This window comes from Limnospira sp. PMC 1279.21 (genome assembly GCF_032349615.1).
Classification (GTDB): Bacteria; Cyanobacteriota; Cyanobacteriia; order Cyanobacteriales; family Microcoleaceae; genus Limnospira; species Limnospira fusiformis.
In genome coordinates, this window is the sequence record NZ_JARPLU010000045.1 from 23,024 (window position 1) to 32,099 (window position 9,076).

Here is a 9,076-nt window from a genome sequence, read left to right on the forward strand (position 1 = left end):
GGACGCTTTAATACGGACATTTCTATGAAACTCAACCCTACATTTGGCTTTTCTATGTTGCTGTTGTTAGGCATGAGCAGTGCCGCCCAAGCTATGGAAATAAGACCAAGCAGACAGCAATTAGAATCCATGACTAACCAATATATGCTCTCAGCGCAAACGGAGCATCATGGCTCCCGCAGTCCCTGGCAAGGAACACCCCGACGGGGATTTGCTGAGACATTCGAGCAAACATCTCCATCAGAATCCCTGTTTCCCCATCGTGGCAGTGGCAGAGCTAATCAATGACTGATGATTCCGGTACAAAAATCCCCTTCTAGTGTCATGTTTTAGCCCCAATAAATTTTAGAACATAAATCCGAGCATTTGTCAACAAATACAACCAATCTATAAAGACCACAACTGCCGAACATTTCCATTAGTTTATGGATGTTGGGCGGTTTTGTGTGTATAATAACGATATCTCAATCAAACTCATCTCAATTGGAAAGCCCTGAGTGCCGAGGGTGCATCCAAACTACTATATTACCAATTGAGGAAAGGCCAGGTCAGTTGTCTAATCAAATAGGTTGCGCCCGGTCATAAGTCCCCGTGGCAGACCCATACTAGCATCAGGGATAGAAACTGCGCGGTCTCCAGTCGTTTATTTATTTACTCAGCAATAGATCTGGGTAATATCACCCATTCTCACTAATGGGGATGATACCATTCATCCCATATATTATTTATGAAATTCCAGGGATTATCATGAAAAAAGATACAGATCTGATCAAAAGCCTTAGCCCCAGCGCCATGGATCAGATCATGCTTTATTTGGCTTTTAGCGCCATGAGAACCAGTGGGCATAGACATGGGGCTTTTTTAGATGCGGCGGCAACTGCGGCCAAATGTGCTATCTATACAACTTATATGGAGCAGGGTGAAAACCTCCGCATGACTGGACACCTACATCATATTGAACCCAAACGGGTGAAAGTGATTGTTGAGGAAGTGCGGGAAGCCCTGACGGAAGGGAAGCTCTTAAAAATGTTGGGTTCTACGGAACCCCGTTATCTGATTCAGTTTCCCTATGTGTGGTTAGAACAGTACCCCTGGCAACCGGGAAAAGCCAGAGTCCCCGGCACGAGCTTAACTCAAGATGAAAAACGGGTAATTGAAAGTCGTTTACCCAAGTATTTACCCGACGCTCAATTGATCAATTCTTTTCAGTTTATGGAATTGATCGAGTTTCTTCACAGACGTTCCCAAGAAGACATCGAACCTAGTAGACGGATGCCATTAAGTGAAGCCTTAACAGAACATATTAAACGGCGCTTGATCTACTCTGGCACGGTGACGAAAATAGATTCTCCTTGGGGGATGCCTTTCTATGCTCTGACCCGGGCTTCCTATTCTCCCGAAGATCAGGAAGAACGGACCTATATTATGGTGGAAGATACGGCGAGGTATTTCCGTTTAATGAAGGACTGGGCGGAACGTCAGCCCAAGGTAATGCGGGTTTTGGAAGAATTGGATATTCCGAGCGATCGCATTGAGTCGGCTTTAGAAGAGTTAGATGAGATTATTCGCCAGTGGGCCGATCGCTATCATGAGATCGGAGGTGAACCCATGGTCCTGCAAATGGTCTTTGGACCCCAGGAGACCGATTAACCCCCCTTTGGTAATCTCTCTGGAAAATAGCCGTTTTTTATGGCTCGCCACAGGGTAGGATGTAACGATGTGAAAGCTATGGCAGAATCGACCATCCATGACCCAGGACCAGATAGCCGAACAGCTTCTGGAGTTGGCGGCAAAAGCCGGAGCCGAAGTGGCGGAGGTATTCCGAGCTAGGTCCCAAGCTCGCCCCCTCTTTTTTGAAGCTAACCGACTCAAACAAATCGAACGCATTGAATCAGAGGGAATTGTTCTGCGATTGTGGCGCGATGGCCGCCCCGGATTGGCTGTCGCCCACGGTGCAGTACCCCCTCAAAAATTAGTGGAGCGAGCGATCGCCCTATCAGCCCTTAATGACCCCGAGACTATTACCATAGCTGATGGTAGTTCCCTAAATCACTATCCGGCGATCGGAAATTCTATGGAAGTAGAACAGCTTATGGCTTGGGGAAAAGAGACTATTGGCTGCATTCGAGATATCCACCCAGATATTATCTGTTCGGGAGAATGGGATTGTGAAGTAGAATCAACCCGCCTGATTAATTCCAGAGGTCTTGATTGTAGCCACACCGATACAACCCTCAGCGCTTATTTAGAAACCGAATGGGTGCGCGACAGTGATTTTCTCTACATTTCCGACGGTCAGACTCAACGGGGTAGCCTTGAACCACAGTTATTGAGCCAACGCATTCTTCAACGGCTGGAATGGGCTAGGGAAAACGCATCCCCCTTGGTTGGGCGTGTCCCCATTTTATTTACCGCTAAAGCGGCAGATATGTTATGGGGTACAGTTTCCGCCGCCCTCAATGGTAAACAAGTCCTAGAAGGGTCTTCTCCGTGGAGCGATCGCCTCGGAACTCAAGTTGTGTCTACCTCCCTTACCCTCTCTCAGAAACCCGCCCTAGGGCCGTTTAGCTGCCCCTTTGATGATGAGGGAATCCCCACTCGCCCCATTGTCTTTATTCAAGATGGCATACTCAAGCTATTTTATACTGATTTAACCACTGGGCGCACCCTCGGTAGTGGCACCACAGGGAACGGGTTTCGAGCTGATTTAAATAGTTATCCCATCCCCGGATTATTCAATTTGTTAATTGAACCGGGACGCGACTCTATGCAAGACTTAATTAAACAGCTAGACCACGGTCTAATTATTGATCAGATGTTAGGATCTGGTGCCGGAATTACTGGGGAATTTTCCGTTAATGTCGATCTGGGATATCGCATTGAAAATGGTCAGGTTGTCGGTCGGGTTAAAAATACCATGGTTTCCGGAAATGTCTACACCGCCTTAAAACAAGTGGTTAGTGTGGGAGGAGATGGTAACTGGAATGGTTCCATTTATACTCCATCTCTGATTGTCGAAGGGTTATCTGTTACCGCCAGAAGTTAATCATCAACATTTGATTAACGCCAATTTTTCTCGGCTTGGTCTAAGACATAGGCGGCGACCTGTTGAATTTCCGAGACACTCAGACGGTCAGAATAAGCCGACATATTGCTTTTACCATTAGCCACAATTTCTGCGATCGCCTCTATTGAGTCGTAGCCATTCCGTTGGAGAGCCCGCTGTTTCAGATTTTTACCCCGCCTAATAATGTTACCACCACCAGCATGACAGCCCACACAGTGGACGCTAAAAATTTCCCCCCCCTTCTCAATATTCAGATTATCTGCGATCGCCTTTGGTGTCCAACAACCCCACAATAAACTAACACTCAGCAGTAAAATAGTTAACAGATTTCTCATGATCATCAATTTTTGTTAATCGCTTTCTCGTATTCCTGAGACTTACTTAGACTCGGTTGTAGGTATATTATAAGCCGGAATGGTAATCCTAAACTCTGTACCTTGACCAGGTTCTGAACAACAGTTGATTTTACCTTGGTGTTTTTCTACCACAATTTGATAGCTGATAGACAAACCTAAACCTGTACCTAATCCTACCGGTTTAGTCGTAAAGAAAGGGTCAAAGATATGAGATTGAATATTTGACGGGATTCCCGGACCGTTATCAGCTATGGAAATTTGCAAGCAATTTTTACCATTATCGATATCAGGAATTAAAGCAGTGCTAATCATGATTTGGGGTGAAAAATTATCCTCTGGATGTTCTTTAATATGAGATTCCATAGCATCTATCGCATTACTTAGCATATTCATAAACACCTGATTAAGTAATCCCGCATAGCATTCTACAGGCGGAATATCACCATAATTTTTCACGATTTCAATGGTGGGATGATGAGGTCTAGGCTTCAGACGATGTTGCAGAATTAACAGAGTGCTATCAATACCCTCGTGAATATCAACTGATTTGCGATCGGCTTGCTCAAGACGGGAAAAATTACGCAGAGATAACACCAGTTGGCGAATTCTTTGGGATCCTATCTGCATTGATGCCAGAATTTTCGGTAAGTCTTCCTGAAGAAAATCTAATTCGATTTCCGTTTCATAGCTTTCAATCTCCGGGTGTCTTTCGGGATAGTATTGATGGTAAAGGAGGATGAGTTTAAGTAAACTATCGCTATACTCGTTCACATAGCTTAAATTCCCAAAAATAAAGTTAATCGGATTATTAATTTCGTGAGCGACTCCAGCCACCAACTGACCCAGACCTGACATTTTTTCCGTTTGAATAAGTTGGCTTTGGGTACGTTTCAGTTCATCCAGAGTCTTTTCTAACTGTTCCGTTTTCGCTTGTTCATTATCTAAAGACCTTTTGAGTTCAATAGTCCGCTGCTGTACCTGTTTTTCTAGGGTACTGTTTAATTCTTGAACCTCTCGATACAGCATATATTGTTGAATAGCCATGGAAAAATGTTTCCCTAATGCTTGACCTAAGCTGATTTCATCCGCTGTCCAAGGTTGGGCTTGACCTTGTTTGAACTCCCGCCACACTTCAAATGATTGTCTGGGCATCATTTGTTTTAAACTAGGATCAAAACGTCCCGCCCAGATGGTTTCTGTGTCAATTTCATTACGAAAAATAGTTAGACATCCCAGGTTATTATGGCGGTATTGAATCGGAAATACTAACAAACCCCGAATGGCCGTAGCTTGAAAAGCTGGGGTAAAAATTCGCAGTTCTGATTCTCTATATAAATCTGTAATCGCCCAAATATTCCCCCTACAACTATCAAGCGATCGCCTACCACTGTTACACTTAAACCCCTCTCTGAGCCACTTTTGCCAGAGGGGATGTTCTTCCATGATTGATTTGGTTTCCCATGAAGGCATCGTCGGCTGTTCACCACAATAAAACACCTCCGGGGTCTTTTCAGGATGAGATTGGATATATAGTCGCCCTCCTGAACCTTGGAAGTCCTCCACAGTCGCCTCTAAAGCCGCTTGTAACTGAATCGTCGGCTGTTCATGCAGGAGAGAAGCTACCTTATTAATAGTAGCTTCTAACATCGCCTGTTTACGGGTTTTAGCCAGCATATCAGCTTGACCAATGGCTATGGTCATCTGATCGACAACTAATTGCAAAATCTGCAATTCTAATGGGGAAGTTTCCCGGGGCTCAGAGTGGTGAGAAACCAATAACCCCCACAATTGATTTGATGAGGTTGAAAACTGACCAGATCGGGATTTATCATGGTTTTGCCCCGAGTACAGAATCGGTACAACTACCGAAGACTGCACTCCCATCGCCGTCAGATAACTGATATGACAAGGGTCTACAGATCTCGATTTTATTTCTGTCGTCGGTAGCGGTTCCCCCGTTTCTGGAGAGTCTAGGGGACTTATACTTATGGTTCCAGAGTGGACATTAACTATGGTTCGCTGCCGAAGTTTTACATAGCGATCGCGTGCTTCTTGGGGAATATCATCCGCCGGAAAATGCAACCCTAGCAAAGAAGGAAGGCGATCGTCATAAATCGACTCCGCCACCACTTCACCACTCGCATCTTGATCAAATCTATAGATCATAATCCGGTCTGTTCCTAAAAATGAACGGACTTCCGCCACTGTGGCTTTCAGAATTTCTGGAAGTTCTAGTGATTGCCGAATCCTACTAATGATTCGACGTAGCAAAACTTGATGATCAAGTTGAGATTTAAGGTCTTGTGCAGTGTCCACAGTGTACATAAGTTTCCTGATTGGGGAGGCAGTTTCCAGAATCCCGTTGAGATTCTCTCTATTTAACTACAATGCTAAATTAGGTTTTACTATTTTTCACAGATATTTAGTCTGCTTTGGTGATTTAAAATTGCTGCTCTTTTCAGAACATTGGTGGCTACTACGATATGTCGATTGTAGTTATTCTAACAAAACAATGAGAGATTCCCATCCAATACCTGGCCAGGGAACTTCATTATTTCACCTTAATCTCAATCATCCACAATCGATAACTCTATGATTAGGGTTATGTTAAGTATTGTAACAAATTGTTAAGTTTTGTTGCGGAAAATTTTTTTGCTGGGGGGTGCTTGTCTTTTTGGTCGGCTTCTGGTATACTTTTAGATAATGGGAATAGTGACAATTTTGTTATTTGTGGCTAAATTTTCATTATTTAACTGTACATCAATATACTACCATTAGTTCCCGGTGCTTGTCAACCCTTAGGGCGGGGGGCGGCGAAAAATTTTTTTTTTGAAAATAAGCCCCCTGGGAGAGACTTGTGGGGGTTTAGCACAACCCCTAAATCAACAAAACTGATTCCGGGTGAAAATCAGAAAGGACTCAATTTCTTGATAGCGCGACCAGCCACATCACCATAGCGAAGGTCGCCAGAGAGGATTTTAGTCATCAACTCAGTAGCAGCAGGAACTTTAACCGCCGCCTTGTAACCAATACCAGGGAAACTGTAGAAGACACCAGCCAACCGTGAAGCCCAAACCATATCTACGCCCCATTCGGTTCGGATAATTTGGGTATATTTTTCGAGTGCGCTTTGGTCACCACCGATCGCCATATCGATCGCCTCTGCGGCTTTGATACCGGTCAAAATAGCGGGGCGGATACCTTCCCCAGAGAGGGGGTCAACAATACTAGCAGCCTCTCCGGCGATGAGAGCATTTTGACTATGAAGGGTGCGATCGCCATCCCAAAGTCGCAAAGGATGTTCAACAATAGGGGAATTAGGATTTAGCCCCAAGGCTTTCAGGTATTGGCTCAAATCTTGGCTCAAATTTTTAGGTTCTTTTCCCCGGAAAGTAGTAGTGCTAACCGTGTAACCATCAGCCTTGGGAAACCCCCACAGACTGCCATTTTTCACCATACCAAATTCAAAAGTTGGCACATCTGATAATTGAGTAGCTTCCGTGACCATAGCCAGTCGGGGATTAGACTGTTTGAGGCGTAACCATGAAGCCACAGAGCCTTTTGCGCCATCTGCTGCAATCAGATATCGACCTGTGAGGGTTTCACCATTAGCAGTAGTTAATTGCCAACTGTCGCCTTTAAACTCAATAGCAGTAACTTCCGTATTAGGTTGGAAACTAGCGCCTTGATCTTGAGCCTGCTGGATAAGGAAAGCATCAAACACATCTCGGCGGACCATCCACATAGGTTTTGATATAGCAGTTTCGGCGGGGTCAGCCAGTTTGAAAGTGTAACGGATTTTATCAACAGTAGTGGATATGGCGGGAGTAAAATCAAAATCAAACCAGGCGGCGATCGCCGGAGAAACCCCACCACCACAGGGTTTATTTCGCGGCCAGGAGTTTTTTTCGACCACCAGAGGATTGCGCCCGCGTTTAGCGAGATGATAAGCCGCCGCCCCACCAGCGGGACCAGCTCCAACAATGATACAGTCAAACATAAATTTCCGTGATTAACCTTTGTTTACATCAAGGGGGGGTTGCGGGTGGTTTTGGGGGATGAACCCCCAAGAGAATACATCAGACGGTCATAATATCCTTTTCTTTGGCTTCGAGTAGTTCATCGACCTTGGCTGTGTATTTATCGGTGAGTTTTTGAATTTTGTCTTGAATATCGCGGGATTCATCCTCGGAGATATCCCCGTTTTTTTCTTGTTTGCGAACGGAGTCGATCGCATCTCGGCGGATATTACGAACTGAGACCCGGCCTTCTTCGGCATATTTTCCGGCAAGTTTGACAAATTCTTGGCGGCGTGCTTCCGTCAGCGGCGGAATATTCAGACGTACAACTGAGCCATCGTTATTAGGTGTCAGTCCCACGTCTGACATAGAAATAGCTTTCTCAATGTTGTTAAGAGAATTGCGATCGAAAGGTTGAATAGTAATAGTCGAAGCATCAGGAGTGCTGATACTTGCCAAAGATTTAAGAGGAGTCGGACTCCCGTAGTATTCTACGGTAATCCGGTCTAATAGGGAAGCATTAGCCCGTCCGGTTCGAATCGTATTAAAAGATCGCCCCGTAGATTCTAAGGCTTTTTTCATCAGGTTTTCAACATCAGCTAACTTCACAAGAACCTCCGACATAAGTTCCAACAGTTTCACCGACCACAGCCCGGCCAATATTGCCACGCTCAGTCAGGTTAAATACAATAATAGGAAGATTATTTTCTTTGCACAGGGCGATCGCCGTACTATCCATCACCCGTAGGTCATGGGTCAGCACATAGCCATAGGTAAGAGTATTATAGCGACGAGCATCAGGATTAACTGCCGGGTCACAATCATAAATTCCATCTACCTTAGTGGCTTTAAAAATCACCTCTGCGTCAATTTCCGCCGCCCGCAGTGCGGCTGTGGTGTCCGTGGTAAAAAACGGATTACCCGAACCCGCCCCAAAAATCACCACCCGGTTTAGTTCCAAATGGCGAATAGCTTTGCGGCGGATGTAGGGTTCAGCCACTTCCTGCATAGCGATCGCCGTTTGTACACGAGTCGGCACACCTATTTGTTCTAGGGCATCTTGTAAGGTGATCGCATTCATCACTGTAGCAATCATACCCACATAGTCTGCGGTTGCCCTATCCATTCCCGCAGAAGCCGCTTTCATTCCTCGGAAGATATTACCGCCGCCCACCACAATGGCTACCTGCACCCCTTTATTGACCACATCAGCAACTTCCTGGGCGATTTCCTGAACCACAATCGGGTCTATGCCATATCCCAGGCTACCCATAAGGGCTTCACCGCTGAGTTTCAGTAAGATCCGTTTATATTTTGTCCCCATTTAGATCCCCTATTGACAATGGCTATATCCCATCTACGGATTACGCAGATATAAGGTTCGGTCCCAATTCAAGATACCAGAAAGCTGTTATTAATCTCAGGTTTTTTGTGAGAGCCAGAATTTAATCCAAGATTTGCTTGACATCTTAGGACAATAAGGTACAATACCTCAAAAGATTCGCAACTCAATAATGAGTATACGGTCAAACCCCAGACCATGCCAAATTTCCCTGACGACATACTCATCAAGTCGGATTCATGGTAAAATCCAATCATGCGTGCGAGACGTTTAGGAGTGAAATAGGGATGCC

The 9,076-nt window shown here is 45.1% G+C and carries 8 protein-coding genes; 3 read left to right on the top strand and 5 right to left on the bottom strand.

All coding sequences use genetic code 11. The annotated features are described in order from the left end of the window. Nucleotides 1–24: 24 nt before the first annotated feature. The 3 genes from patX to P5683_RS09365 all read left to right on the top strand — a co-directional run bounded on the left by patX (nucleotide 25) and on the right by P5683_RS09365 (nucleotide 3,046). Complete coding sequence (patX, locus tag P5683_RS09355) at nucleotides 25–288, top strand: heterocyst-inhibiting protein PatX (protein ID WP_006670113.1); 264 nt, start codon at nucleotides 25–27, stop codon at nucleotides 286–288. A gap of 459 nt (nucleotides 289–747) precedes the next feature. Continuing rightward, complete coding sequence (gene hetR, locus P5683_RS09360; protein WP_008051392.1) at nucleotides 748–1,650, top strand: heterocyst differentiation master regulator HetR; 903 nt, start codon at nucleotides 748–750, stop codon at nucleotides 1,648–1,650. A gap of 97 nt (nucleotides 1,651–1,747) precedes the next feature. Next, on the top strand, nucleotides 1,748–3,046 hold the full coding sequence (locus P5683_RS09365) for a TldD/PmbA family protein (RefSeq protein WP_315639749.1): 1,299 nt from the start codon (nucleotides 1,748–1,750) through the stop codon (nucleotides 3,044–3,046). 14 nt (nucleotides 3,047–3,060) lie between these two features. On the opposite strand, the gene P5683_RS09370 is transcribed toward P5683_RS09365, so the two are convergent. The 5 genes from P5683_RS09370 to pyrH form a co-directional block, all read right to left on the bottom strand. Continuing rightward, complete coding sequence (locus P5683_RS09370; protein ID WP_006625205.1) at nucleotides 3,061–3,408, bottom strand: c-type cytochrome; 348 nt, start codon at nucleotides 3,406–3,408, stop codon at nucleotides 3,061–3,063. A gap of 36 nt (nucleotides 3,409–3,444) precedes the next feature. After that, complete coding sequence (locus P5683_RS09375) at nucleotides 3,445–5,748, bottom strand: ATP-binding protein (RefSeq protein WP_006625206.1); 2,304 nt, start codon at nucleotides 5,746–5,748, stop codon at nucleotides 3,445–3,447. Nucleotides 5,749–6,331: 583 nt separating this feature from the next. Then, a complete protein-coding gene (locus P5683_RS09380) occupies nucleotides 6,332–7,423 on the bottom strand; it encodes a geranylgeranyl reductase family protein (protein WP_046319457.1) in 1,092 nt (363 codons plus the stop codon). Nucleotides 7,424–7,502: 79 nt separating this feature from the next. Then, complete coding sequence (gene frr / locus P5683_RS09385; RefSeq protein WP_035759499.1) at nucleotides 7,503–8,051, bottom strand: ribosome recycling factor; 549 nt, start codon at nucleotides 8,049–8,051, stop codon at nucleotides 7,503–7,505. Beyond that, a complete protein-coding gene (gene pyrH, locus P5683_RS09390) occupies nucleotides 8,038–8,766 on the bottom strand; it encodes a UMP kinase (protein ID WP_006670118.1) in 729 nt (242 codons plus the stop codon). Before pyrH ends, frr begins: the two co-directional genes overlap by 14 nt. Between the last annotated feature and the right edge of the window lie 310 nt (nucleotides 8,767–9,076).